The organism is Amycolatopsis mediterranei, assembly GCF_026017845.1.
GTDB classification, from domain to species: domain Bacteria; phylum Actinomycetota; class Actinomycetes; order Mycobacteriales; family Pseudonocardiaceae; genus Amycolatopsis; species Amycolatopsis mediterranei.
Genome location: NZ_CP100416.1, coordinates 10,413,549 through 10,438,311 on the forward strand (window position 1 = coordinate 10,413,549; position 24,763 = coordinate 10,438,311).

The following is a 24,763-nucleotide window of genomic DNA, read 5'->3' on the forward strand; positions in this document are numbered from 1 at the left end:
GCTGGGGCGTGGCCAGATGGGATCCCGGGACCGCGGACCGGCTGCGGAAAGCCGCGCTGGAGCTGTTCGCCGAGCACGGGTACGACGCCGTGACGATCACGCAGATCGCCGAGCGCGCCGGGATCACGCGCCGCTCGTACTTCCGCTACTTCCCCGACAAGCGCGAAGTCCTCTTCGCCGGCGCGGAGCAGCTACCGCCCGCGGTCGCCGAAGCCGTCCTCGCCGCCGAAGAGGCGGAGTCGCCGCTTCGCACGGCCCTCGGCGCGCTGGCCGAGGTCGGTACACGGGTCACGCAGTTCGTCGACCCGTCGCCGGAACGCCGGGCCGTGATCGCGTCGAGCGCTGAACTCCGTGAACGCGAGCGAAGCAAGGCAGCGGCGATCACCACCGCGATCCAGGATGCTCTGGAACGGCGGGGCGTTCGTCCCGAGCTGGCGAAACCGGCGGCACAGGTCGCGGCGATCGTCTTCGGTGACGCCTTCGACCGCTGGATCGACGAAGGCGGGAGGCAGGAGTTCCCGGCCTACCTCCGGACGGCCGCCGCGACATTGCGCGAGGCCTGCGGTTAGCCGCGGGCGTGGGCGTCCAGGATGTGCGCGACGGCCTCGGTGACCTGCTGTGCGAAGTCCAGGTGCAGCCACTCGTCCGGCACGTGGATGTTCGAGTTGGCCCCGCACGCGCCGGTGACCAGGAACTGCGCGTCCGGATACTTCCGCGAGAGCAAGCCCATGAACGGGATCGAGCCGCCCATGCCGGCCGCCCGGTGGGGACGGCCGAAGACCTCGTCGCTGACCGTGCGCAGGGCCGTCGTCAGCCACGGCGATTCGGCCGGCGCGTTCCAGCCGTTCTCCGCCTGCAGCGAGCCGAGCGTGACCTTCGCGCCGTACGGGACGTCGGTGGTCAGGACGCGCTTCACGGCTTCGAGCGCCTTCTCGGCGTCGGCCGTCGGCGGCAGACGGAAGCTCAGCGTCAGCGTGGTGCTCTCGCGCAGGACGTTCCCGGCGTCGGCGGGCTTCGGGAAGCCGTCGGCGCCGATCACCGACAGCGTCGGGCGCCAGGCGTTGTTGAGCACCAGCTCCAGCGCGTCCTCGGTGATCACGCGCCCGCCTTCGACCAGCGGGAACGCCTTCGCATTCGCATCGGGGAAGTCCTGCGAGACGGCCTTGAGCTCCGCCAGCCGATCCGCCGGGACGTCCACCTTGAGCTCGTCGAGCAGCAGTTCGCCGGTCGCGCTGTCCTCGAGCCGCTCGATCAGGTGCCGCAGGATCCGGAACGAGCTCGCGACGACACCGCTGGCGACGCCGGAGTGCTGCGCCGAGCCCAGCAGCTGCACGGTGACGTCGAGGTGCAGCATCCCGCGCAGGCTCGTGACCAGCCACAACCGCTCGTAGTCGCTGCCGCCGGCGTCGAGGCAGACCACCAGCGACACCTCGCCGATGCGGTCGGCCAGGTGCTCGACGTAGGCGGGCAGGTCGGGGCTGCCGGACTCCTCGCCGGTCTCCAGCAGCAGCACGATGCGGGCGTGCTCGCCGCCGGCCGCGTGCACGGCTTCGATCGCCGTGGTCGCCGCGTAGCCGGAGTAGCCGTCGTCGACGGACCCGCGGCCGTACAGCCGGCCGTCGCGGATCACCGGGGTCCACGGGTCGAGGCCCTCGGACCAGCCGCCCACCGGGGGTTGCTTGTCCAGGTGGCCGTACATCAGGACGGTGCCCTTGTCCGCCGCGCCCGGGGTGGCCGGGACGTCGACGAGCAACAGCGGGGTCCGGTCTTCGAGCTGGACGACCTCGAGGCTCGCGCCGGGCAGATCGCGCCCGGCGATCCACTCGCGGACGTGCTCGACGGCGGCGGCGAGGTGCCCGCTCTTCGCCCATTCGGCGTCGAAGGCCGGGGACAAGGCGGGGATCGCCACCAGCCCGGACAGACTGGGGATGACGTCGTTGGTCCACGACGAGACGACGGATTCACGCACGGATTTCTGCTCCACGTGGCCCATCGTGCCACGGGCGTGACGACGTGCGGCACATCACAACGACGTCACCGATGCGGGTGATCACGCAATCGCACGATCACGCCACGCCTGGTGAACACGGCGACCGGCACCCGACTCTCGTAGGTCCGACGCTCGGGCTTCCTAGCGTTTTCCCTGTTCAGGGCCCCTTTCTCAGCAACAAATCAGTATCCGTCACTCACCAAAGCGCGGACCTTCGTGCCAGGATGTCGGCGAGAACCGTCAACGCCGACGGTGACCGAGCGCTTCGGACCCGATGCGCTGGTCCCCGCCGGTGCAGTCGCTGTGGTCGCCACAAGCGGCCGCCAGAGGCACCGACACCAAGGAGTACAGCGCATGCCGTCCGAACAGTGGACGCACCCGGAGCCTGGAGACGGCCCCGCCGCGGTCGCGGCCCAGCCCTCCCCCGAACAGGTGATCGCCGGATTGCGAGCGACCAGCGAAGGTGGCGCTGAGCTGACTCAGCTGCTCACCCCCGAAGGCGAACGGGTTCCCTCGCCCCAGTTCGACAAGTACGTCGAGGACGTCGACGCCGAAGCACTCCGCGGCCTGTACCGCGACATGGTGCTGGTCCGGCGGGCCGACCGCGAGGCGAACGCCATGCAGCGCCAGGGCCAGCTCGGCATCTGGGTCCCGCTGCTCGGCCAGGAGGCCGCGCAGATCGGCTCCGGCCGCGCCCTCAAGGCGAACGACATGGCGTTCCCCAGCTACCGCGAGCACGGCGTCGCGTACGCGCGCGGGGTCGACATGAAGGACCTGCTGGGCATCTTCCGGTGCACCGACCACAGCGGCTGGGACTACCAGGGCACGGGCTTCCACCCGTACACCATCGTGATCGGCAACCAGGTGCTCAACGCCGCCGGCTACGCGATGGGCCAGAAGTTCGAGGGCAAGGTCGGCGACGACGACGGCGAAGCCACGATCTGCTACTTCGGTGACGGCGCCACTTCGCAGGGCGACGTCCACGAAGGATTTGTCTGGGCCGCGGTCTACGACGCGCCGCTCGTGTTCTTCTGCCAGAACAACCAGTGGGCGATCTCCGAGCCGACCGAGCGCCAGTCGCGCCTGCCGCTCTACCAGCGCGCCCGCGGCTACGGCTTCCCCGGCATCCGCGTCGACGGCAACGACGTCCTGGCCTGCCTCGCGGTGTCCCGCTGGGCGCTGGACGAGTGCCGGCACGGCAACGGCCCGGTGCTGATCGAGGCGTTCACCTACCGGATGGACGCGCACACGACGACCGACGACCCCACCCGCTACCGGCTCTCCGACGAGCTGGAGGAGTGGAAGCTCAAGGACCCGATCGAGCGCGTCCGGGCGTACCTGGCCCGCAACGGCTACGCCGACCACGACTACTTCGACAGCGTCCAGGCCGACGCCGACGCGTTCGCCGCCGACCTGCGCGAATACACCTTCAACATGCCGGAGCCCCCGCCGGAGCGGATCTTCAGCAACGTCTACGCCGAGGGCAACCCGGTGCTGGACGCGCAGCGCGAAGAGTTCCTGTCCTACCTCGACGGCTTCGTATCGGCGGGTGAGCACTGATGTCCGACCTCCAGAAACTCACCATCGGCAAGGCCCTCAACCTCGGCCTGCGCCGCGCGATGGAAGAAGACCCGAAGGTCCTGATCATGGGGGAGGACGTCGGCAAGCTCGGCGGCGTCTTCCGGATCACCGACGGCCTGCAGAAGGACTTCGGCGAGCAGCGCGTGCTGGACACGCCGCTCGCGGAGTCGGGCATCATCGGCACCGCGGTCGGGCTGGCCGTGCGCGGCTTCCGGCCGGTGTGCGAGATCCAGTTCGAGGGCTTCATCTTCCCCGGCTTCGACCAGATCTCCTCGCAGTTGGCGAAGCTGCACTACCGGACGCAGGGCAAGATCAAGATGCCGGTCGTGATCCGGGTGCCGTTCGGCGGCGGGATCGGCGCGGTCGAGCACCACTCGGAGTCGCCGGAGTCGCTGTTCGCGCACATCCCGGGGCTCAAGGTCGTGTCCATTTCGAACGCCGTCGACGCCTACTGGGGCATCCAGCAGGCGATCAAGTCCGACGACCCGGTGCTGTTCTTCGAGCCGAAGCGGCTGTACCACTCGGGTGCGCTGCGAGCCGAAATCGACGTCACCGGTACGCCGGTCTCGTGCTTCTCGTCGCAGGTCGTGCGGGAAGGCACGACGGCGACGGTCGTCGCGTACGGGCCGTCGGTGAAGGTCGCCCTCGACGCCGCCGCCGCGGCCGAGGACGGCGGCCAGTCCCTCGAGGTCATCGACCTGCGCACGCTCTCGCCGCTGGACCTCGGCCCGGTGTTCGAGTCGGTGCGCAAGACCGGACGGCTGATCGCGCTGTCGGAGGCGCCGTCGGAGTCGTCGTTGACGTCGGAGATCGCCGCGCGCGTCCAGCAGGAGTGCTTCTACTCGCTGGAAGCGCCCGTCCTCCGGGTGACCGGGTTCGACACGCCGTACCCGCCGGCCAAGCTCGAGGAGCACTACCTCCCCGACCTGGACCGGGTGCTGCACGCCGTCGACCGCTCGCTCGCCTGGTAAGGGGGATTTCCGCGCAATGCCCACGTACAAACAATTCCCCTTGGCCGACACGGCGGAGGGACTGACCGAAGCCGACATCCTGTCCTGGCACGTGAAGCCGGGCGACACCGTGACGGTGAACCAGATCGTGGTCGAGATCGAGACCGCGAAGGCCGCCGTCGAGCTGCCGATCCCGTGGGCCGGGGTCGTCACGGAGCTGCACGTCGAGCCGGGGCAGACGGTGGAGGTCGGCACGCCGATCCTCACCATCGACATCGACCCTGGCGGTGCTTCCGCTGCACCCGCACCCGTCGAGGAGCCGGCCGAGGAGGAGATGAAACCGCTGGTCGGCTACGGCTCCAAGACGGTCGTCACGCAGCGGCGCGCCCGAAAAGGCGCAGCTCCCGAGCCTGCTCCGGCCGTTGCCGTCGCTGCTCCTCCGGCGCCTGTGGCTCCCCGCGGCGGGTACGTCCCGCTCGCGAAGCCGCCGGTACGGAAGCTCGCGAAGGATCTCGGCGTCGATCTGCACGCGCTCACCGGCACTGCGGACGGCGGCGTGATCACGCGTGAGGATGTCGAGCGCGCCGCGAACGAGACTCCAGTCGCACCTTCGGTTGTCGACAGCGGAGCGCGCGAGCGGCGCGTGCCGATCAAGGGTGTCCGGAAGATGACCGCGGCCGCGATGGTGCAGAGCGCGTACACCGCTCCGCACGTCACGGAGTTCCTGACCATCGACGTCACGCCGATGATGGAGTTCCGCGAGAAGCTGAAGAAGTCGCGGGAGTTCGCCGGGGTCAAGGTCACGCCGCTGACGTTCGCCGCGAAGGCCGTGTGCCTGGCGGCGAAGCGCACTCCGGACGTCAACGCGGTCTGGGACGAGCAGGCGCAGGAGATCGTCTACAAGGACTACGTGCACCTCGGGATCGCGGCGGCGACACCCCGCGGCCTGATCGTGCCGAAGGTCCGTGACGCCGACTCGATGTCGCTGAAGGAACTGGCTCAGGCGCTGACGACGCTGACCGACGTCGCCCGGGAGGGCAAGACGTCCCCGGCGGACATGGCGAACGGCACGATCACGATCACGAACGTGGGCGTGTTCGGCGTCGACACCGGAACGCCGATCATCAACCCGGGCGAGTCCGCGATCCTGTGCCTCGGCGCGATCAAGGACCAGCCGTGGGTGGTGGACGGCGAGATCAAGGTCCGCAAGGTCCTCCAGCTGTCGCTGAGCTTCGACCACCGCGTGGTCGACGGCCAGCAGGGCTCGGAGTTCCTCGCCGACGTCGGCGCACTGCTGGCCGACCCGGCGATGGCGATGACGTACTGAGTTTCCGCAGGTAGAGGGCCGTCCCGGTGCACCGGGGCGACCCTCACTGCTTTCGCCCTCAGCATACTCGCTTGACGGAGTGAGCACTCACTCCGCACACTGGATGCCATGACACCAGCACCCGAAACCCGGCGACGAGCGCCGGGCATGAGCGTCGAGGCCCGGCGCGCCATGATCGTGCACGCGGTGCTGCCGCTCCTGATGGAGCACGGCACCAACGTGACCACCAGCCAGATCGCCCGCGCCGCCGGCATCGGCGAGGGCACCATCTTCCGCGCGTTCAAGGACAAGGACGAGCTCGTCGACGCCTGCACGGCGGAGGCGCTGCGGCCCGACCACGTGCTCGACGCGATCGCCGACATCCCGCTGGACCAGCCCCTGGCCGACCGGCTCGTCGAGGCCGCCGAAGCGCTCAGCGCCCACCTCGAGCGGATGGGCACGTTGATGGGCGCGCTGCACGCGTCCGGCCGGCACAAGCTGCGCGACCCCGAGCAGCGCCCCAAGGACCGGCGCAACTCCTGGAAGGGCGGCCGCCGCGAGTCGATGGCGGCCATGAGCGGGGCGATGGTCGATCTGTTCACGCCCGAGAAGGACCGGCTGCGGCTGCCGCCCGAGCAGCTCGCGTCCCTGTTCCTGGCTCTGTTGTTCGGCGGCCGCCCGATGGCGGCGGACAACGACGCGCCCACCACGCGCCAGGTGGTCGACGTCTTCCTGCACGGCGCGGTGGAGGCTCAGTGATCCCGGGCGGTGGGGGCGGCATGGAATTCATGCTGGCCCGGCGCGGTCGACGGCGGCACGCCGTGACGGTGCCGGAGAGCGGGCTCACCGGGCCCGTCGACATTCCCGAACCGAAGCAGGACGACCAGCCGAAGGACCTGCGCTCCCGGCTGTCGCGCGCGAAGACCTCCATCGCGGGCACGGTCCGCGGCCTGCCGAAGGTCGTGAAGCTGACGTGGCAGGCGAGTCCCGTCCTGACGATCCTCCTGGCGCTGATCACGTTGCTGTCCGGGCTGCTGCCGACGGTGACCGCGTACATCGCGAAGCTGCTGCTCGACTCCGTCGTCGCGGCGATCCAGCACCGCGGCACCACGGCCGACATCGTGAACGTCGCGCTGTTCCAGTTCGGCGTGCTCGCCGCGACCGCGATCAGCAGCGCGCTGACGTCGATCGCGCAGTCGCTGCTGCAGGAACGCATGACGCTGACCATCCGCCACCAGGTGATGGCGCACGCGAGCGAACTGCACCTCGCGTACTTCGAGGGGTCCACGTCCTACGACATGCTGCGCCAGGCCGCGCAGGAGGCCCCGACGCGGCCGCTGTCGATGATGAACTCCGCGCTGGGGCTCGTGCGGACGCTGATCACGTTCGGCAGCATGATCGCGCTGCTCGTTTCGATCAGCCCGCTGCTGGCCCTGGTCGCACTGGTGGCGCCGATCCCGGCGTTCATCTCGCAGTCCAAGTACGGCTCGCGCGCGTTCTGGCTGACGTTCCTGATGTCACCGATCAAGCGGCGGATGGACTACCTGTCGTCGCTGGTCACCACGGACACCTACGCCAAGGAGACGAAGCTGTTCGGGCTGGGCCCGTACTTCGTCGACCGGTTCCGCCGGCTGGGGGTGGTTTCCTACGAGCGGCAGCGGAAGCTGACGATCAACCGCAACATCAGTTCGACGTCCTGGGGACTGCTGAGCACGTTCGCGGGGTCGGCGATCGCGCTGTACATCGCCTTGGAGGCGGTCGGCGGCCGGCTCACGCTGGGCGACCTGGCGTTGTACACGGCCGCGGCGACGTCCGTGCAGACGTCGGTGTCGGGGCTGTTCACGGCGTTCTCGGGGATGTACGAGAACAACCTGTACCTGGACACGCTGTACCGGTTCCTGGACACGAAGCCGGAGATCACGGCACCTGTTTCGCCACGCGCCTTCCCGTCCAAAGTGGACGGGCACATCGAGTTCGATTCGGTCACCTTCGCCTACCCCGGTGCGGATGAGACGGCGCTGGAGGACGTGAGCTTCGAGATCCGCCCGGGCGAGACGGTGGCGGTGGTGGGCCGCAACGGCGCGGGCAAGTCGACGCTGTTCAAGCTCCTCTGCCGGCTGTACGACCCGACGGAAGGCCGCATCCTGCTCGACGGCGTCGACATCCGCGAGTACGACCCCGACGAGCTGCGCAAGAGGATCAGCGCGATGTTCCAGGACTACGTGACGTACCAAGGAACGGCCGCGGAGAACATCGGCCTCGGCGACCTGACCCGGCTCGAGGACCGGCCACACATCGAGGACTCGGCCCGCCGCGCGGGCGCGGACGAGCGCATCGAGCGGCTGCCTTCCGGCTACGACAGCCCGTTGGGGCGGTGGTTCGACCAGGGCGTCTCGCTTTCCGGTGGCGAGTGGCAGAAGATCGCGCTGGCCAGGGCGTTCCAGCGGGAGGCGCCGCTGCTGATCCTGGACGAGCCGACGTCGGCGCTGGACGCCCAGGCCGAGCACGACCTGTTCGCGCGCCTGCGTTCGCTGTCCGAGGGCCGGACGACGCTGTACATCTCGCACCGGTTCTCGACGGTGCGCCAGGCCGAGCGGATTCTGTTGCTGGACCACGGAAAGGTCGCGGAGTACGGCACGCACGAGGAGCTGATGGCGGCGAAGGCGGGGTACGCGGACTTGTTCACCCTGCAGGCCCAGGCGTACCTGGACGAGGTGCCGAGCTAAGGAATGAGCACGACCTTGCCGACGCCTTCACGGCTCTCGACGCGCGCGTGCGCGGCGGCGACGTCGGCGAGGGGGTAGGTCCGGTCGAGCACGGGGGTCAGCGTGCCGCCCGCGACGAGGCCGAGTGCCTCGGCGCGGGCGGCCGCGACGTCCTCGGCGTAGGCGTCCAGGCCGCCGAAGCCGATGAGGGTGAGCCCGCGCCCCGCGAGGGCGGCGACGGAGTAGGTGGGGAACTCGCCGCTGAGCAGGCCGTAGGCGAGAATCCGGCCGCGCGGGACCAGCTTCGTCGTCAGTTCGGCGGCGCGGGGCCCGCCGACCGACTCGAACAGGACATCGATGCCTTCGGGCACTTCCTGCCGCCAGTCCGGGTCGTTGTGGTCGAGCACTTCATCGGCGTCGGGCACGGGTTTCCCCGCGCCGGCGGTGGCGACCACCCGGGCGCCGCGCTCCTTGGCCAGCCGGGCCAGGTAACCACCGATAGCCCCGGACGCCGCCTCGACCAGCACGGATTCACCCTCGACGACGTTCGCCGTGCGAACCAGCACGACAGCCATCGAGGCGGGCACCGCGGCGGCGACGGCGTGCTCGGCGGAGATCACCTCCGGCACGAGCGTGTACCGGCTCGCGGCGACGAGTTCGGCATAGGCGCCACCGGTGAAGGACATGACGACCGCCTTGCGGCCGGATCGTCGGCCTCGACGACGGTCCCGGCGGCTTCGTGCCCGAAGATCGCCGGCTCGCTGCCGGTCGGGATCAGCCCCGCTCGCAGCTGAGTCTCGTAGAACGGCACCGCGATCGCTTCGACGCGGATCAGCACTTCGCCGGCTTTCCGCGTCGGTTCGGGCCGGTCCTCGAGGTTGAGCACCTCCGGACCACCCGTGCCGTGCTGCACTACTGCGCGCATCCCTCACCCCTAACTGGACCGTCGGTCAACTTACGGTCGCCTACTATATGGACCGACGGTCAACTTGTCGAGGAGGGGTCATGGAGCGCGCCGACGCGGCCCGCAACCGCCGCGCGATCCTGCGCGCGGCGGAGGAGTTGCTGGCGTCCCACGACCTGGCCGAGGTTTCGATGGACCGCGTCGCCGCGGCGGCCGGCGTCGGCAAAGGCACGGTGTTCCACCGCTTCGGCAACCGCGAAGGCCTGATGCGCGCGCTGGTGGAGTCCCGGGTCGAGGAGTTGTCGGAAGCGGTGGCGGCGGGCCCACCCCCACTCGGCCCGGGCGCACCCCCGTCCGAGCGGCTGGCAGCGTTCTTCGACGCGCTGGTCGAGCTGGCCACCCGCAACGTCAAGGTGATGGCGGCGTTCGAGCAGGCCTCGCCGGACCGCTTGAGCAGCCCGATCTACGTGTCGTGGCACGCGCACGTATCGGGGCTGATCGCTTCGGCGGCACCTTCGCTCGACGCCGACCTGGTGGCCCACCTGCTGCTGGGGTCGCTGCACAGCGATCTGATGCTGCGGTTTTTGAGGACGGGCGAAACGGTCCGCTTGCGGGAGGGCCTGCGGTCGATGGTGGCGACGTTGCTGCGCTAATCAGGCGGTGCCGGGAGCAAATCGGACAGGTTGTGCGTTGAGCAGGTATGGCTGTCGCGTTCCTGCTTTACGTCTTCGCCGAGATCGCCGCGATCTGGGCGGTGGGTTCGGCCGTCGGCGTGCTGGGCACGCTGGGCCTCCTGCTGGCCGGCGCGTTCATGGGGTCTTGGCTGGCCCGCCGCGAGGGCGGCAAGGCGATGAGGGCCTTCACCTCGGCGGCCCGCTCAGGGCGACCGGCGGAGAAGGAACTCACCGACGGGATGCTGGTCGGGCTAGGCGGAGTGCTGATCCTGGTGCCCGGCTTCGTGAGCGACGTTCTCGGACTGCTGCTGATCCTGCCGCCATCGCGCGCGGTGGCGCGTCGGCTGTGGTTGAAGCGGATGGAGAAGAGGGCGGTGCGGTTCGCCAACCGCCGACGGGGGCCGGTGATGGTGGTGGACAGCGATGTCGTGTCTTCCGAGGAGCCGAGGCGGGAGCAGCCCACGGTGATCGAGGGCCGGGTCATCGAGGGCTGATCAGCTGCAACGACACGCAAGCTGACGCTGCTAGGCGTTTGCGCGTGCAGTCTTTAAGATCGAACGCGTGTTCGTGCTACGAGATCGCGGCCTCGACAACCGAGACGGCATCGCGCAGCGGCACGTGTTCCCAGATGCGGACCACTCGCCAGCCCGCATCTTCGAGCGCTTCGGTCACCAGCTGATCGCGGCTCATGTTGCGCCGCAGCTTCGGCGCCCAGTACCACTCGTTGCTGGTCGGCTGGCGTCCGTGGTGCGGGCAGACGTGCCAGAAACAGCCGTCGACGAAGATCGCGACCTTTCGCTTGGTGAAGACGATGTCGGGACGGACACGCACACCTTCGAGCACTATCGGCAGGTCCTTGCGGTACCGATAACCAAGTCGATGCAACTCCTTACGAAGAGTCACCTCGGGCTTGGTGTCCGTACGCCTGTTGGCCCGCATGTTGCGAGAGCGGCCCTCGCTGGCAGCGGCAGGATAGGGCCTCGGCTTCGCTTGTCCATCAGTTGGCGGGGGTGTCACGCGGCGCGCCATGCGCCAGATAGTCTCAGGCGCTACCTCGCCACGCCACCCTGGGAAGGACTTCAATGACCGGCGCCTCCGACGACAGCTCCTACGAGGTCGTTGAACTCTGCGCTGGCGCGGGTGGCCAGGCCCTCGGCCTCGAGCGAGCCGGGTTCAAGCACCGCCTTGCGGTCGAGCTGGACTCCAATGCCTTCACGACCCTGCAGACCAACATTCCAGGCAAGATCGAGATCAACGAAGAAGAACGCGAGATCGTCCAGCAAGGCGATGTCGCCGACCCGGCCGTCTTCAATCCCGAAGATCACCGCGAGGTCGCGTTGCTCGCCGGCGGGGTCCCTTGTCCTCCCTTCACGATCGCGGGGAAGCAGCTTGGCGCAAACGATGAACGTGACCTCTTCGCCTGGGCTGTGGAGCAGGTGGACAAGGTCCGGCCGCGCGCCCTGATGCTGGAGAACGTCCGCGGGCTCAGCTTGCCCCGGTTCTCGGGTTACCGGCAGTACGTCCTGGACCGGCTCGCCGAGTTCAAGTACGTAGCCGAATGGCGGTTGCTCAACGCATGCGACTTCGGAGTGCCGCAGCTCCGGCCTCGGTTCGTCCTGGTCGCCATGCAGGAGGATGACGCCAAGTACTTCAAGTGGCCCGAGCCTGTCGCGAAACAGCTCACCGTCAGTGCCGCCATTCACGACCTCATGGGCGCCAACGGCTGGGAAGGGCTCGAGCAATGGATGAAGGACGCTGACAAGATCGGGCCCACGATCGTCGGCGGTTCCAAGAAGCACGGAGGTGCGGATCTGGGACCGACCAGGGCCAAACGCGCATGGGCCGAACTGAGCGTCGATGCCATGGGGGTGGCGGATGCCCCGCCAGCACGGGACGCCCAGTTCCGCACCATGGCCAATCCAGCTCCCGGCCCGAAGCTGACCACCGAAATGGTCGCCCGCATCCAAGGCTGGCTTCCGGGCTACGAATGGACGTTCACCGGCCGGAAGACAACCCGCTACCGGCAGATCGGCAACGCATTTCCGCCGCCGGTCGCTGAAGCAGTGGGGTCGGCGATCTTGAAGGCACTCAAGCACGAAGGCGAGACCGTCTCGCGTGAGACGTCGAGCCACGATCCCGTGTACAAGGTGCTTCGAGAACTCGGCGGATACGTACCTACCAGTGTGATCTTGAACCGTGCCACGCTTGGCAACGGGATCGCGGAGCTCGAAGAGCGCATCACCCAGCTCCGGCGCGACTTCGACATCGATCCCCAACCCATGTCTGATGGAAGTCTCGCCTACAAGCTTGGCGAGTTCAAAGCATTCATCGGTCAGGCAAACCACGAGCGCCATGAGAAGTTCGTCCAGAACCGGGCCAAGATCAGCTGAGCTCCGGCTTCTGGACGTGGCGTAGCAAAGCCTTCACGTCCGCAGCGTCCATGCCGGCGATGACGGATGGTTCTTCGAACGGGTCGCCTAGCTGCTGAACCGACGCGTCGTCAAGGAGCTTGCCCATGAACTCGAGCTTCTCGTTGAGCCGCATTGCCACGACCTCATCGACTGTATGGCGAGTCGCCAGGACAGTCACGCGGGTCTCCGTATCAGGCGCGAGGCCAAGCCGATGGATCCGGTCGAGGCTCTGCAGGAACCGGCCAGCCTGGAAGTCACGATCGACATATACCGCGTCATGACAGACTTGATGCAAGCTGATTCCCTCGCCCAAGGTGGCCGGGTTGGAGATGAGCACCAGACAGTCCGGATCGCTGCGGAAGAAATCGATCTGCTCTTCGCGATCGGCTGTTCCTCCGTGCACAACAGCGGGGCGAAAGTCACCCAGTAGCGTTTCCAGAGTGCTGATACTGCGGACGAAGCTCGCCCAAACCAAAGTTTTCCGCCCCTGCGCGGAGTTTTCCTTCACGATCGCGAGCACCTCTTGGTACTTCGGCGGCATCTCGTATTCTGCAAGTGAGCCGAGCAGGCTGTAGAGCGGATCGCTGGGCGGAATCTCGAGTGGTGGTACCTGAAGAGACAAGGGTTCGTACTTCGTGGCACCTTGAGCGAGAAGTGCGGGGCTGGTCGCCGCCATGATCAACCGGAGAACGGTCTTGCCGAGCGAGTCGAAGTCTGACCTGCTTCGCTCGGCACGCTGTGTGTACCGTCCGACGATGGCGTCATAGATTTCCCGATGCAGAGGCGGAAGATCAACCATGCGCATCTTCAGCGAGACTGGCGGCAGGCCGAGCTCCTGCTTGGTAGTCCTCGTGTAAAGGGGCTTGAGAACCCGGCTGGCATGAACCAGGTTGCCACCGTCGATCGCCTCGTTGACCACACGCTTCCCGCGTCCCGGCCAGACGAACGCGAATAGGCTCTCCAGGTCTTTAGGACCGTTCGGAGCAGGAGTCCCGGTCAGGATCATCCGGATGGTGCTCAGCGGCCCGAGAGCCATGCAGGCAGCTCCGTAAACTCCTGCGGTCCCGAGCTTCATACGATGCGCTTCATCGAGGATCATCATCGTCGGCGCGGACTCGATCCATTCGGTTATCACGCCGAGCGATCGATCAAGCCGTTCGTAGTTCACTAGCAGCACGTCCGCTGCGAGCGTGCTCCGGCCGTCGAAGACCTGGACATCCAAGCCGCCGGTAAAACACTTTTGACTCTCTTCTTGCCACGCTTCATAGGCCGACTTAGGGCAGACGACCAGCATGCGCGTCACACGGCCACGTCCGCGCAGGACCGAAAATCCCGCAAGGGCGACCCGGGTCTTGCCGGCGCCAGGAACCGAGAAGTTCGCGCCGTGACCCAGCGAGACGAGCTTAGCCACGTCTCGACACTGGAACGCCGTGAGATCTCCGGACCACGCTGGCTCAAGAACGTCCATGAGCTCGCTGTCGCGTACGACCAGCTCATCGTCCTCACCGGAGAGGAGACGCTCGGAACGTTCGGCGTCTCTGATCATCTCCATGGCAAGCGTCTGGAAAGACTCTTCCCAGGCAACCGAATCCGGCTCAGGCCACGCGGTCAGTGCCTCAATATTCCCGATGAACTCGTCAATGGGAACGGCGGCCGCCAGCCGCTCCGTCATCTGACCACCGGGAAAACCCGCCAGAAGACTGGCAAGGTTTTCCCGGTGCCGGCTTACCGTCTGCAGCCGCGCCTGAGTCCTCGTCAGGTCAAAGCCGATAACCAGGCTCGGCCCACTTCGATCCACTCACGTCTCCAGTCCGAGAACTCGTCGCAGCCAGTCGACACCTTCGCTCTGCTCTTCAACAGTACGGGCCGCTTCAACAGCCAAGCTACGCAAGCTACGGCGGAAGCTCAGTACTGCGTCGTTGAAAGCCTCTTCGTCCAGTGCGCGAGACGCCCGTGACATGACCAGCTCGGTGACACACTGATCTATCTCGGCCTTTGCGGTGTTCAGCCGATCCGGTGCCGCTTGCTTCCGCTTCTGTAGCTGCGCCTGGCGACCGGCCAGCCGGATCGCGTCGCTCACTGCATCCTTCAGCTCGTTGATCGGCTCAGTCGGCCCACTTACCTCCACTCCGACCGAGTTGATCTCCACGGCGCGCGCTTTGAGCACCGTGTTCGTCAGTTCCTTGGCCTTCGCAACAGCGTTCGATGAGCCTTTTACAGAAACACCAAGTCCCGGAATCGCGACCTTCTGCGACGACGGTAGCTCCGGCTTGAGCTTGTCAGGCAGCATGTCATTCAAGTAGCGAGACTGGAAGTCTGCCTCGATGAACCTGACATCAGTTTTGGAGAAGCCAAGCATGATCGCAGCCAGGCGCGACTCCTTAGTCAGCTCGGCACGATCACCGCTCGTCGCTCGATCCTTTTGATAACGGCGATGCAGCTCCTTGAGCTTCTCCTGATGATCCTCGAATGCGATCAGCGGGATGCGGCGGCCCTCCACCTCGCTGCGGTCGATCATCGACTTGATGCACGAGAAAACCCACTGGTCCTGCTTGCACGCCGCGACGTTGGTCCGGAAGATCGCAGCAATCTTCGCCAACGGCAGTCCCTGGCTCACTAGTTCGTCAATCGCTAGCAGGCGGTTGATGTACGAGTAGTCGCGGCGATGTTCCTTTCTGAGCTGCAGGGACAACTCGACATCCCGGATATCGGACCAGTCGCACGAGTCGGGCAGCACCGCGACACGGATCGGCTGCCGCGGCCCTCCCAGCTTCAGCAGGGCAGCCCGGCGCGTGTTGCCGTTCACCAGGATGCCTTCGCGGGTAATCAGGCCTGGTTCGGTCTGCTCATAGTCGCGGAGGCTATCGAGGAGCTCCGTAAACGCCGGGTCGATCCTGCTGGGGTCCGACGGCAGCGCCTGCAGCAGGTAGCCGAGGTACTCCTGGCTGTCCGTGCTCCAGGGATCATCGTCGACGAGCACGTCACGTTGCGGGTCATGACTGCGCTGAGCACGAACCCGATGAGTGGCTGGGTTGTAGTAGAGGTCACCGACGGGCATCTGGATTACATCCAGGTACACCTGGTTCCCACGCCATTCGATGCTCTGTGTTTCGCGAGCGCCGCCCCGAGCGCTAATCTCCTCGAGGCGGCGCTCGACAACAGCACGGTTCTCATCGGCCCGAGGCGGTCGACCGTAGTCCTTGATCATCTACTCTCCTGTACCACCAACGCGCCACCGACCAAGAACGATAGCCGGAGCCGGCACACCACTCAGGCCAAGCCCAGAAACTCGCGCAGGGTGGCACGGGCGTCCGCAGGCAGAGCCCGGTATTCAGCCCACACCCGCTCGGCCGTGCTGAACGTCCGCTCGTCCGCATCGACCCAGCCGGCAAGGAGCTCGCGCTCGTCCGGGCTCAGCGCGCCGGCTCGCTCGATGACGGCAGACAGGTCCGCGGCGAGTTCCTTCGCACCCACCCGGCAGCGGTTACATTCGGTAACCAGCTGCACCTCGCTGACGCCCCCCGGAAGCACGACTTCACGGCGGGCAATATCAAGCTGCGCGCCCTCAAAGGTGCCGACGTAGAACTGACCGGGCGTAATTCCACACGACCGGCACATATTGCTGTCACCGGAAATCACTTCACGCCGACGCACCGCGCCAATAGCTGGCGCTGACTTCGACCTCGAAGGCATTCCCTTCTCCCAGACGGGCTGCCCGCGCGTCACGAACCGCTGCTGAGCCGAGGTCAGAAGCGGATCCTCCCGGTTGGTGTCAATGCGCCAATCAAAACTCCGGAGATCGCGCATCCGGCGATCGATCTGCGAGACCCCCGGGAAGGCGGCGCGCATCTGCTCCTTGGTGAACTCGTTCCCTTCACCGACCTCAGCGAGCAGCCACAAGGCAACACGCTTCATGGTTCCAAGGTTCGGGTCTTCCCACGACGGCAACAATTACTTGACCTCACTTTCAGTGCGCGCACGATCGCCGAGAGCACGCTTCTCCTCCGACGGTGTACACGCTGCGGGACACTGTTAATCCTTTGTAGCACGAAAGCGGGCTCGCGCCACGCCGTCGGTGTTTACAGAACCAGCACCCGGAGCCGCCTGACAGTAGGTTGCGTACGCAACTTATTTGCACATGCAACTATTCTCGGTACGAGCATCGCCCCTCTCGGAACTAATTGAACCATCAATCAATTATGCGAGCCTTCGGTCGGCATACGTCGCCATCTGCGCATATTCGGCTTCTGAGTCGAACTGAGATTCCGGCCCGACAATTGTAGATTGTCGACGATCTGCAATCGGGCTAGCTGCGCCACAAGAACACGCCTCCGCAGCTGAAGACGCGACGCGCCGCGAAGGACACGAAGACGCGAAGCGATGGCTCCCTGCGGTACGATCCCGAGGCTCAACTGTCCACGAAGTGCCGTGCTGACACGAAAGGATCATTCGCAAGGACACGCGCCTTCCCCGTACCTGGGCGAACATCCAGGCGAGCAGGACGTACTCCTCGCCGCTGTTAAAGGCACCCCAAAACAAATCCGGCAACCCGAACTACGCTCGATCAAACCACGCTCGATCAAACAAGGGGAAGCAGGCGACACACGATGAGACTGGGCCACGCTGGCGGGCGATTCCCCCCGGACGCAACGGCCGCGCAGCGCCAGCTCGCAAACGTTCTTCTGTCTCTGTGCCGGTGCATGGCGGCCCGGACACAGGCTGAGAGAGCAGCGAGGATCTGGGTTTCCAAGCCAGCGCTCTCGCTTTACGTCAACGCACACCGGATCCCATCCATTTCAATCTTGCAGTCGATGTACACGCGGGCAAAGGAAGGCGGCCGGGGGCAGCTCCCTTGCACACTGGAGGAGCTCATCGTGCTGCGCGCGCTCGCCAAGTCAAGTTCGCGAAACGCAGGCAAGCAGGGCGAGCAGCCGATTCGCGGGAAGCAGATTCGCGTCAACCAGAGCCACGCCGTCGAGAGGCAGGAACGCCAGCATGCGCCGGGAGAACGCCAGCTCATGACCTCTGTGATCCACGCTGCATCAGAACAGGCTGCATCAGAAGAGGACTGCTCAGAAGACAGCACTAGCCAGGTTCCCTCCACCGCTTCTTCTATGCCACTTCGCCATGCATGGGGTGGACCGGCGCAACGCGATGTCGCCACTGGGGTCGGACCGGCGCAACGTAAAGAGCACCTTGCCGTCTCCGCCGACTCGAACTGACGAGGAAGCGGTGCCGATCGATCGCGGCAGGCGGCACAGTCGCAAGCAAGGCCACAAGCAAGGCGATCGTGGCTAGCGCACTCAGGATTGACCTTTCACAACTATCCATAACACCAAGGAGTGCCCCGTAAGGACCAGCCCAACAATATTCATCCATTCGCAGAGGTGCAGGTGCGGGCAATCCACATCCACCGTTGCACTTGACACTGCGAGGCCTCGGCAGTCATCTCAGGTTGTCACTCACAGTAACGAGGTGACCATCAGAAGATGCCTGGTCGTGCAGGTGCCGTCAAGGCTCGCGTCCCGGCCCGCAGCCATGCGAGCACCGAGCACAAGCCGCCATGCAAGCCACGGCAAGCCATGCAAGCCGGTCCTCATCGGGCTAGTTCGCAGAAGCCGTCCTGCCTGGGGCACATTCAGGGAAAGCCAGCCGGCATGCCGGCAAGCAGTCACCGGCGGGCCTTCCCCTTCCAGAACCCCTCCACCTGCGCAAACAAGTAAGGAGCCCCGTTGCGTAAGTCTACGGCCCGGGAGCGGAGCCTGCGTCTCCGTACGGCGAGCATCACGCGTTCCGGTAAGCGGACACACTTCACTGGAACAGTGCCTCAGGAGCCAAGCTGGCCAGGGACGCTCCTACGCGGTGCGCTCTTCGGGCTGGGGAAGGCCGCGGTCGAACGGCTGATTGACGTACTGCCGTCCCTCTGGAGCTGACCAGGACAGGTAGGGTTTGCCGCGGCTTGCAAACCCTACCTGTCCCCAGATGGCTTGGGGATGTCGAAGTAGCTGGAGAAGCGGACCGCCGGCGCGTACTCGCCCTTCACTTTGACCCGGCCCGTCACGAACATCGCCGCCACCGCCGCGTTGCCCGTGGCCATCCTGATGAAGTCGTCGACCGACAGCGTGATCGTGGTGTCCGGTGTTCGCGACAAGTCCGTCGAGGAAACGCACACCCCGTCCTCGATCACCGTCTGGAAACGGTCGTAGCCGTCGTCGCCTGAACCTTCGGAAAAGCGCCAGGAAACCACGAAATCCACGTGACGTGCTCGGGTCGGCGAGAAATGCTCCGACATCCGGCGGAATATCTCGTCCAGAAACACCGAACGCAGCTCCGGGTGGTCCGCGATCGCCTTCAGCTGGTCACGAGACGCTCGGCGGACGACGTCCACCAGGACGTCCGTCGACAACGAGCTCAGCTCGATGCCCGCGCCCGCTTCGCCCAGCATGTGCAGGGTTTCCAGGACCTGGGTGAACTGCTCGGGCGTCAAGCGGCCGAGAACCAGCTTCTCCGCGAACGCGTTCACCGCGTGGCCACCACGAAGGGTGCGGGGGCGGCGCCATTTCGCGTTTCGGGGCACGGGCGGACTATACGGGGTGCGGTAAGTCGAAGAAACCGATCAACCCGGCCGCGAAGGCCAAGTCACCCTTGACCTTTATTCTCCCCGTGACGAACAACACCGCCGGTGTCGCCTGGTGGGTGATGAGCCGGAAGAAGTCCGCCGGCGCGATGGTGATCGTGACCCGGGGGCGGCCTTTCATCTCGCGGCTCACCGTGCAGGCACCGTGGGAGATCGCCGTCTCGTAGCGGTCGTAGCCGCCTTCGCCGGTTCCGCCCGACAGGCGCCAGTGGACCACCGCCTGCAGGTCGCGGGCTCGATCCGTGCGAATATGCGCGCCCATGCGGGCGAAGATCTCGTCCAGCACGCGCTCTCGCAGCGGCCGGTCGGCGACGACACTCTCCAGCTGCGCGCGCGACGCCGATGCCACCAGCGATGCGAAGCGGGCCGGCTCGACCTTGCTCAGGTCGAACGCCGGGGCGCGCTCAGCCAGCCTCAGCAGGGCGTTCAGGAGGCGACGGAAGTCGTCCTTGCGGAGGTCGCCGGGGTCGAGGGCGAGCTCGTTGACGTCGAGGGCGTGGGCCTCCGGGCCCAGCGGGTCCAGCCGCTCGAGTGCGTCGAGCAGCGCCGGCCCGCGGAGGTCCGCGAGCCGATCGGCGCTGGTCATCCCGGCGTTTTCGGCCATGGTCACCCCTCTCCAGTTACCCAAGAGTAATACTACCCACCAGTAGGTAGGCGGGCAAGCGTGCCGAAATCACCCTCCCGGGTCTACTGCCGGTACCGTCTCCGGGCAGCAACGAGGAGGTCCAGCGTGTCAGAGGAAGACCAGCGTCCGCCCGAACGGGCCAGGCGGCTGCCGCGTGCGGTGCGCGAACGGCAGATCCTGGACGCGGCCGTCCAGGTCTTCTCGCGCCACGGCTACCACGCCGCGTCGATGGACGAGATCTCCGACGTCGCCGGCGTCTCGAAGCCGATGATCTACACCTACCTCGGCTCGAAGGAGGACCTCTTCGGCGCGTGCATCCGCCGCGAGGCGACGCGCCTGCTCGAGGCCATCCAGGCCGGCGTGCAGCCCGACCTGCCGCCGGACATGCAGCTCTGGCACGGCCTGCGGTCCTTCTACCGCTTCGTCGCCGAGTACCGCGAGTCGTGGACGGTTCTGCACCGCCAGGCCCTCACCGTCGGCGGGGCCTTCGCCGCGGAGATCACCGACATGCGGGCGCGCGCGATCCAGCTCGTGGCCGCCCTCGTGGTGTCCGCCGGCACCCGCAAGGGCGTCGGCGAGCAGGCCGAGTTCTCCGGCGAAGGCCTGTCCGCGGCGCTGGTCGGTGCGGCCGAGTCGCTGGCCGACTGGGCCCTCGACCACCCCGACATCTCCGACGGCGTGCTGGCCTCCTGGCTGATGAACCTCGTCTGGCTCGGCTTCAACGACCTCATCGAGGGCGCGGTCTGGAAGCCGTCAGAGTGAGCTGATCGTGCCTTCCAGGTGCGGCTTCGACCCGCTCCACAGCTCGAACGCCCACCCCTCCGGAGTCGCCCACGACGTGAAGCCCGCCTTGGCCGGCAGGAGCACCGGCTGCTTGAAGCGGACGTCGATCGTGAACGCCTCCGGCAGCCGGCCTTCGAACGCGGCCAGCGCGTGGGCCTTCGTCCACATCCCGTGCGCGATCGCGCGCGGGAAGCCGAACAGGCGAGCCGTCAGCGGGTGCAGGTGGATCGGGTTGCGGTCGCCCGAGACCTCCGCGTAGCGCCGCCCGATGTCGCCCGGGACGCGCCAGATCGCGTCCGGCGTCGGCGGTGCGAGCTGGTCACGCCGCGAAGAAGACCCGGAACCCGAGCCGCGCCGCAGGTACGTGCTGACGTCGTGCCAGACCAGGTCGTCCCCGGTCCAGGCTTCGCTGACGACGTCGAACTGACGGCCCTTCTCGTGCGGACGCAAGTTTTCGGCCCGCACGCGCACGGTCAGCGGCTCGCTCACCCGCAGCGCGCGGTGCTGGGTGATCCGGTTCGCCACGTGCACCATGCCGAGCAGCGGGAACGGGAAGCCCGGCTCGGTCATCAGCGCCATCTGCAGCGGGAACGCCAGCATGTGCGGGTACGTCGCCGGCAGCTCGTCGCTCAGCCGGAACCCGCACACCGTGTTGTACGCGGCGAGGTGCGCCGGATCGACGACGACGCCCGTGCGGACCAGTTCGGTGTCCGGCAGCTGACCGCCCGACGGCTTCCGCAGGACGCCGCCGAGCAGCGCCTTCGGGTACAGCGTGGCCAGGCTCGGCGTGCTGTCGAGTTCGCGGATCGCCACGTCACGCCCCCAGCAGGGCCTGGCCGCAGACGCGGACCACGTTGCCGTTCACCGCGGCCGACGCCGGGTTCGCGTACCAGGCGATCGTCTCGGCGACGTCGACCGGCAGGCCGCCCTGGCCGAGGCTCGACAGCCGCCGCCCGGCTTCGCGGATGAACAGCGGGACCGCGGCCGTCATCTTGGTCTCGATGAACCCGGGCGCGACGGCGTTGATCGTGCCGCCGTACGCCGCCAGCTGCGGCGCGCCCACGTTGACCATGCCGATCACGCCCGCCTTCGACGTCGCGTAGTTCGTCTGGCCGACGTTGCCGGCGATGCCCGCGATCGACGAGACGCCGATGATGCGGCCGTTTTCGTTCAACACGCGATCGGCGAGCAGCTTGTCGTTCACCGCGAGCTGCGCCGCCAAGTTCACCGCGATCACCGAGTCCCATGCGCTCTCGCTCATGTTCCCCAGCGTCTTGTCGCGCGTGATGCCCGCGTTGTGCACGACGATGTCGACGCCGTCGTGACGCTCCTTCAGGTACTCCGCGAGCTTCGCGGGCGCGCTCGGCGAAGTGATGTCGAGCTGCAGGGACGACCCGCCGACCTTGTTGGCGACCTTCGACAGGTCGGCGCCTTGGGCGGGGATGTCGAGCGCGACGACGTGCGCGCCGTCGCGGGCCAGCACCTCGGCGATCGCCGCGCCGATTCCGCGGGAGGCGCCGGTGACCAGCGCGACCTTGCCGTCCAGGGGCTTTTCCCAGTTCGCGGGCGGAGAAGCCGTCTTGCCCTCGGTGCCGATCCGGATCACCTGCGCGTCGACGAACGCCGACTTCGCCGAAAGCAGGAAGCGCAGTGTCGAGTCCGTCGCCTCTTCGGCGCCGTCGGCCACGTACACGAGCTGGGCGGTCGCGCCGCGCTTCAGCTCCTTGCCCACCGAACGGATGAAGCCTTCGAGCGCGCGCTGGGCGATCCGCTCGCGGCCCTCGACCTGCTCCGGCGGGGTGCCGAGGACGACGACCCGGCCGGACGGGCCGACGCTGCGGATCACCGGGTGGAAGAAGTCGTAGACCTCGCGCAGGCGGGCGGGGTCGGTGATGCCGGTGGCGTCGAAGACCAGCGCCGCGTGCCGGTCGGCGGCGGTGGCGATCACCTCGATGCCCGCGTCGGCCAGCTGGTCGCGAAGGGTTTTCGCCAGCCGTCCGCCGGGCGCGGCGCCGAGAAGTGCGGGACCCTCGAGGGCGGGTTGCCCGGGCCGGTACCGGCGCAGCGTCGCGGGATTGGGCAGGCCGAGCTTCGGCACCACGAACTTCCCCACCGGGGTTTTCGTGAACTGCTGGTACCTGTCAGCCATCGGATGCCTCCCGTGCAGTCTGCGTCACGTCGCAGTCTAACCTACTCGCTAGTAGGTTACAGTGTGAGGGACACGACCAGAGAGGTGGAAGTCATGCCGCCGAAGAAAACGCCTGCCGTTCGCAAGGTCGCGATCATCGGGGGCAACCGGATCCCCTTCGCGCGGTCCAACGGCCCGTACGCGAAGGCGTCGAACCAGGACATGTTCACCGCCGCCCTCGACGGTCTGGTGAGCCGCTTCTCGCTGCAGGGTGAGGTGATCGGCGAGGTCGCCGCCGGCGCCGTGCTCAAGCACTCGAAGGACTTCAACCTGGCCCGCGAGAGCGTGCTGGGCAGCAAGCTTTCGCCCGCGACGCCCGCGTCCGACGTCCAGATGGCCTGCGGCACCGGTCTGCAGGCGATCGTCAACGTCGCGAACAAGATCGCGCTCGGTCAGCTCGACTCGGCCATCGCCGGCGGCGTCGACACCACCAGCGACGCCCCGCTCGCCGTCAACGAGGACCTGCGCCAGATCCTCATCCAGCTCAACGCGGCCAAGACGCTCGGCGACCGCCTCAAGCTCGTCGCGAAGATCCGCCCCGGGCACATCGTCCCGGCGATCCCGCGCAACGAGGAGCCGCGCACCGGCCTCTCGATGGGCGAGCACGCGGCGCTGACCGCGAAGGTCTGGGAGATCACCCGCGAGGCGCAGGACGAGCTGGCCGCGAGCAGCCACCAGAAGCTCGCCGCCGCCTACGACCGCGGGTTCTTCGACGACCTCGTGACGCCGTTCCTCAAGCTCGCGCGCGACCAGAACCTGCGCCCGGACTCGACGGCGGAGAAGCTCGCCAAGCTCAAGCCGGCCTTCGGCGGCCCGGACGGCACGATGACGGCGGGCAACTCGACCCCGCTGACCGACGGCGCGTCGACCGTCCTGCTCGCCACCGACGAGTGGGCGAAGGCGCACAAGCTGCCGGTGCTGGCGTACCTGACGTTCTCGCAGACGGCGGCCGTCGACTACGTCCACGGCGACGAGGGCCTGCTCATGGCGCCCGCCTACGCCGTGCCGCGGATGCTCGCGCGCGCCGGGCTTTCGCTGCAGGACTTCGACTTCTACGAGATCCACGAGGCGTTCGCGTCGCAGGTGCTGGCCACGCTCAAGGCGTGGGAGGACCCGGCGTTCGCCAAGGAGAAGCTGGACCTGGACGAGCCGCTCGGCGCGATCGACCGGGCGAAGCTGAATGTCAACGGCTCGTCGCTGGCGGCCGGCCACCCGTTCGCCGCGACCGGCGGCCGGATCGTCGCGACGCTGGCGAAGCTGCTGCACGAGAAGGGGTCCGGCCGCGGCCTGATCTCCATCTGCGCGGCCGGCGGCCAGGGCGTCACCGCGATCCTGGAGAAGTAGCTTGTACGCGTAAGTGTCACCCTCGGGTGGCACTTACGCGTACAAGCGTCAGCCGTCAGTTGGGGAGCGCCTTCTGCGCCCGCTTCGCGAGCTTGTTCGCGCGCTTCTCGGCCTTGCGGCTCAGCTTCCCGGCCGCGACGCCGACGTCCTTCGCGGCGTGCCGGGCCCGCCAAGCCGCCGACGGCTTGCCGTGCGTGTCGCTGACCGCGAGCAGCAGGCCGCCGGCCAGGCTCGCGTTCTTGAAGAACTGGATCTGCTGCTGCTGGCGCTCGCCCGGGTCCTTGATGGCCCAGAAGCTGTGCGTCGAAAGCGTCGTCGGCACCAGGCTGCCGAGCAGCAGCCCCGCCGCGAGCCGCGGCGCCTTGCCGGCCGCGAGCGCGAGACCGGCGCCGATCTTCACCGCGGCGTCGATCCGGACGAGCGTCACCGGGTCGCGCGGGACCTGCGCCGGGACGACGTCGCCGTACTTCTCGAACGCGCTGTTGAGGAACGGTTCCGCCGCCTTGGCGTGGCCCTCGGCCTGCCTCAGCGCATTGATCCCGCCCGTCACGAAGATGGTGGCGAGCAGGGGACGAGCCACTCGACGGAGTATCACGGTCATAGCCTTCCTCGTACGGGCCGCGGCCTGGTCGAACCTACTCCGTGGATGCCCGCTCGGCCCGGGC

At 67.3% G+C, this 24,763-nt stretch carries 24 protein-coding genes; 12 read left to right on the forward strand and 12 right to left on the reverse strand.

The window, feature by feature from the left end; translation table 11 throughout:
- Nucleotides 1-8 precede the first annotated feature (8 nt).
- The gene (locus ISP_RS47195; RefSeq protein ID WP_013230921.1) at nucleotides 9-569 is read left to right on the forward strand and encodes a TetR/AcrR family transcriptional regulator; all 561 of its coding nucleotides are present in this window, start codon (nucleotides 9-11) and stop codon (nucleotides 567-569) included.
- On the opposite strand, the gene ISP_RS47200 is transcribed toward ISP_RS47195, so the two are convergent.
- Nucleotides 566-1,984, reverse strand: a complete 1,419-nt coding sequence (locus tag ISP_RS47200) for a M20/M25/M40 family metallo-hydrolase (protein WP_014467877.1) — start codon at nucleotides 1,982-1,984, stop codon at nucleotides 566-568. The genes ISP_RS47195 and ISP_RS47200 overlap by 4 nt on opposite strands.
- A 360-nt stretch (nucleotides 1,985-2,344) precedes the next feature.
- On the opposite strand from ISP_RS47200, the gene pdhA reads away from it, so the two are divergent.
- The 5 genes from pdhA (at nucleotide 2,345) to ISP_RS47225 (ending at nucleotide 8,553) form a co-directional block, all read left to right on the forward strand.
- A complete protein-coding gene (pdhA, locus tag ISP_RS47205) occupies nucleotides 2,345-3,550 on the forward strand; it encodes a pyruvate dehydrogenase (acetyl-transferring) E1 component subunit alpha (protein WP_013230923.1) in 1,206 nt (401 codons plus the stop codon).
- Nucleotides 3,550-4,542: an alpha-ketoacid dehydrogenase subunit beta gene (locus tag ISP_RS47210; RefSeq protein WP_013230924.1), complete on the forward strand. Its 993-nt coding sequence runs from the start codon at nucleotides 3,550-3,552 to the stop codon at nucleotides 4,540-4,542. The genes pdhA and ISP_RS47210 overlap by 1 nt, the downstream gene beginning before the upstream one ends.
- 16 nt (nucleotides 4,543-4,558) lie before the next feature.
- Nucleotides 4,559-5,848, forward strand: coding sequence for a dihydrolipoamide acetyltransferase family protein (locus tag ISP_RS47215; protein WP_013230925.1), 1,290 nt, complete (start codon nucleotides 4,559-4,561; stop codon nucleotides 5,846-5,848).
- A 147-nt stretch (nucleotides 5,849-5,995) separates the two neighbouring features.
- Nucleotides 5,996-6,586: a TetR/AcrR family transcriptional regulator gene (locus tag ISP_RS47220; RefSeq protein ID WP_013230926.1), complete on the forward strand. Its 591-nt coding sequence runs from the start codon at nucleotides 5,996-5,998 to the stop codon at nucleotides 6,584-6,586.
- A gap of 20 nt (nucleotides 6,587-6,606) precedes the next feature.
- Nucleotides 6,607-8,553, forward strand: a complete 1,947-nt coding sequence (locus ISP_RS47225; protein ID WP_013230927.1) for an ABC transporter ATP-binding protein — start codon at nucleotides 6,607-6,609, stop codon at nucleotides 8,551-8,553.
- On the opposite strand, the gene ISP_RS47230 is transcribed toward ISP_RS47225, so the two are convergent.
- The gene (locus tag ISP_RS47230; RefSeq protein ID WP_013230928.1) at nucleotides 8,550-9,218 is read right to left on the reverse strand and encodes a quinone oxidoreductase family protein; all 669 of its coding nucleotides are present in this window, start codon (nucleotides 9,216-9,218) and stop codon (nucleotides 8,550-8,552) included. The genes ISP_RS47225 and ISP_RS47230 overlap by 4 nt on opposite strands.
- Nucleotides 9,149-9,457: an alcohol dehydrogenase catalytic domain-containing protein gene (locus tag ISP_RS47235; RefSeq protein ID WP_080582955.1), complete on the reverse strand. Its 309-nt coding sequence runs from the start codon at nucleotides 9,455-9,457 to the stop codon at nucleotides 9,149-9,151. The genes ISP_RS47230 and ISP_RS47235 overlap by 70 nt, the downstream gene beginning before the upstream one ends.
- A gap of 80 nt (nucleotides 9,458-9,537) precedes the next feature.
- Here ISP_RS47235 and ISP_RS47240 point away from each other — a divergent pair, with 80 nt between their 5' ends.
- Entirely contained in the window at nucleotides 9,538-10,089 is a 552-nt protein-coding gene (locus ISP_RS47240; protein ID WP_013230929.1) for a TetR/AcrR family transcriptional regulator, read from the forward strand.
- 47 nt (nucleotides 10,090-10,136) lie between these two features.
- Entirely contained in the window at nucleotides 10,137-10,604 is a 468-nt protein-coding gene (locus ISP_RS47245) for an FxsA family protein (protein WP_013230930.1), read from the forward strand.
- 76 nt (nucleotides 10,605-10,680) lie between these two features.
- On the opposite strand, the gene ISP_RS47250 is transcribed toward ISP_RS47245, so the two are convergent.
- Complete coding sequence (locus ISP_RS47250; protein WP_071831429.1) at nucleotides 10,681-11,139, reverse strand: very short patch repair endonuclease; 459 nt, start codon at nucleotides 11,137-11,139, stop codon at nucleotides 10,681-10,683.
- Between the two features lie 53 nt (nucleotides 11,140-11,192).
- Between ISP_RS47250 and ISP_RS47255 the strand changes: the two genes are divergently transcribed.
- Nucleotides 11,193-12,500 carry a DNA cytosine methyltransferase gene (locus tag ISP_RS47255; protein ID WP_013230932.1) on the forward strand — a complete coding sequence of 436 codons (1,308 nt, stop codon included), beginning with the start codon at nucleotides 11,193-11,195 and terminating at the stop codon, nucleotides 12,498-12,500.
- On the opposite strand, the gene ISP_RS47260 is transcribed toward ISP_RS47255, so the two are convergent.
- From ISP_RS47260 to ISP_RS47270, 3 genes are all read right to left on the reverse strand, one after another.
- Entirely contained in the window at nucleotides 12,493-14,319 is a 1,827-nt protein-coding gene (locus ISP_RS47260) for a DEAD/DEAH box helicase (RefSeq protein ID WP_013230933.1), read from the reverse strand. The genes ISP_RS47255 and ISP_RS47260 overlap by 8 nt on opposite strands.
- Complete coding sequence (locus ISP_RS47265; RefSeq protein ID WP_013230934.1) at nucleotides 14,320-15,729, reverse strand: hypothetical protein; 1,410 nt, start codon at nucleotides 15,727-15,729, stop codon at nucleotides 14,320-14,322.
- A gap of 62 nt (nucleotides 15,730-15,791) precedes the next feature.
- The gene (locus ISP_RS47270) at nucleotides 15,792-16,436 is read right to left on the reverse strand and encodes a hypothetical protein (protein ID WP_013230935.1); all 645 of its coding nucleotides are present in this window, start codon (nucleotides 16,434-16,436) and stop codon (nucleotides 15,792-15,794) included.
- A 959-nt stretch (nucleotides 16,437-17,395) separates the two neighbouring features.
- Here ISP_RS47270 and ISP_RS47275 point away from each other — a divergent pair.
- The gene (locus ISP_RS47275) at nucleotides 17,396-17,743 is read left to right on the forward strand and encodes a hypothetical protein (protein WP_141748444.1); all 348 of its coding nucleotides are present in this window, start codon (nucleotides 17,396-17,398) and stop codon (nucleotides 17,741-17,743) included.
- A 746-nt stretch (nucleotides 17,744-18,489) separates the two neighbouring features.
- Here the strand turns inward: ISP_RS47275 and ISP_RS47280 are convergent.
- The gene (locus ISP_RS47280) at nucleotides 18,490-19,044 is read right to left on the reverse strand and encodes an SCP2 sterol-binding domain-containing protein (RefSeq protein ID WP_013230936.1); all 555 of its coding nucleotides are present in this window, start codon (nucleotides 19,042-19,044) and stop codon (nucleotides 18,490-18,492) included.
- A gap of 61 nt (nucleotides 19,045-19,105) precedes the next feature.
- On the reverse strand, nucleotides 19,106-19,762 hold the full coding sequence (locus ISP_RS47285) for an SCP2 sterol-binding domain-containing protein (protein ID WP_014467881.1): 657 nt from the start codon (nucleotides 19,760-19,762) through the stop codon (nucleotides 19,106-19,108).
- A 126-nt stretch (nucleotides 19,763-19,888) separates the two neighbouring features.
- Between ISP_RS47285 and ISP_RS47290 the strand changes: the two genes are divergently transcribed.
- On the forward strand, nucleotides 19,889-20,545 hold the full coding sequence (locus ISP_RS47290) for a TetR/AcrR family transcriptional regulator (protein ID WP_013230938.1): 657 nt from the start codon (nucleotides 19,889-19,891) through the stop codon (nucleotides 20,543-20,545).
- On the opposite strand, the gene ISP_RS47295 is transcribed toward ISP_RS47290, so the two are convergent.
- The gene (locus tag ISP_RS47295; RefSeq protein ID WP_013230939.1) at nucleotides 20,537-21,379 is read right to left on the reverse strand and encodes a MaoC/PaaZ C-terminal domain-containing protein; all 843 of its coding nucleotides are present in this window, start codon (nucleotides 21,377-21,379) and stop codon (nucleotides 20,537-20,539) included. The two genes, ISP_RS47290 and ISP_RS47295, sit on opposite strands and share 9 nt — an antisense overlap.
- 1 nt (nucleotide 21,380) lies before the next feature.
- Nucleotides 21,381-22,715: a 3-oxoacyl-ACP reductase gene (locus tag ISP_RS47300; RefSeq protein ID WP_013230940.1), complete on the reverse strand. Its 1,335-nt coding sequence runs from the start codon at nucleotides 22,713-22,715 to the stop codon at nucleotides 21,381-21,383.
- Between the two features lie 93 nt (nucleotides 22,716-22,808).
- Between ISP_RS47300 and ISP_RS47305 the strand changes: the two genes are divergently transcribed.
- The gene (locus tag ISP_RS47305) at nucleotides 22,809-24,098 is read left to right on the forward strand and encodes an acetyl-CoA C-acetyltransferase (protein WP_013230941.1); all 1,290 of its coding nucleotides are present in this window, start codon (nucleotides 22,809-22,811) and stop codon (nucleotides 24,096-24,098) included.
- Nucleotides 24,099-24,153: 55 nt separating this feature from the next.
- Here ISP_RS47305 and ISP_RS47310 read toward each other — a convergent pair whose 3' ends face one another.
- Entirely contained in the window at nucleotides 24,154-24,699 is a 546-nt protein-coding gene (locus ISP_RS47310; RefSeq protein ID WP_013230942.1) for a DoxX family membrane protein, read from the reverse strand.
- Between the last annotated feature and the right edge of the window lie 64 nt (nucleotides 24,700-24,763).